Here is a 1,001-nt window from a genome sequence, read left to right as displayed (position 1 = left end):
CTGATCAGCTTTTTCTCGCTCCGGGTCAGTGGACGAACCTGTTCGTACCCGCTAAGGAAAGCAGCCATATTCGGAAGATTAAATTCTGTCGTATTGGTTAGCGCCACCACTAAATCCAAATAAGCCGATCCCGGCCGCATTGCATCCCAGTCAATTAAATAGATACGTTCTTTTGATTTAAGCGCATTTGGAATAGTAACATCCCCGTGCACAAGCGGAGGGTGCCGGCTCTCCTTTTGCAGCCTGGAGCGAATCCTCTCTGCTTTTAAAGAATCCAGGGCATCCCATCCCAATTTCATGCATTGATCCCCACGGTCTTGAAACCATTTTCCCGCTTTCGAGGATTTACGCCGGAGAACCTTCAGCCGGCTGCAAAACGCAGCGTGGCTTTTCCTAAGTTCTCGGACTAGCGAATCGGACCGGGGAGCGAGCCCGAAGCTTCGGGAAACGGAATGCAGCTTTGCTAACACGGCCCCCAACTTGGCAAGCTCCTCCTTGTTGCTTAGAATGTCCCTCCCATCTATCCATTCCGTTACGTAATAGAGCTTTCCACGCTTCTTTACCCAATGCTTCCCCGAAAGGGTTTTAAGCCACTTCGGCATGCCGTGAAAACCTTTTCTGCGCAATCTTGACGCATAAGAGGAAAGCTGGAAAAGACGGTCCCGCGAACCGATGAAAGGCTTGATCATGTAGTTTCCTTTATCGGTTGATATCCGGAATGCGGCAATGTTTTTAAATTGTGAGGGATAGGGACGGATTTTTCTGATGTAGAACCCGTAAGAATGAGCGATCTGTTCTAATATCAGTTTGCTGCTGCTAACCATACTGGGCAAGAAACATTCTCCTTCCTGAATGGACATTAGAATGTACACTTCCTATTTTATTAAAATCGATTCGGATTGGTGTCCCGATCATTACATACGTCCAAGCAACCCGCTCCCCGAATGTATATTTTATTATGGCTACACATCTATTCGGAAAATGCCGTCTAATTAACTAGT

At 47.2% G+C, this 1,001-nt stretch carries 1 protein-coding gene; it reads right to left on the bottom strand.

What is annotated here, in order from left to right:
• Nucleotides 1–824, bottom strand: an 824-nt coding sequence (locus tag GC098_RS41995; RefSeq protein WP_246358488.1) for a phosphotransferase, incomplete at its 3' end; no start/stop codon positions are given.
• Nucleotides 825–1,001: the final 177 nt, after the last annotated feature.

It is taken from the genome of Paenibacillus phytorum (assembly GCF_013141715.1).
Lineage (GTDB): Bacteria > Bacillota > Bacilli > Paenibacillales > NBRC-103111 > Paenibacillus_E > Paenibacillus_E phytorum.
Note: the sequence above shows the minus strand (reverse complement) of the source record. Positions and strands in the feature narration are given on the sequence as shown.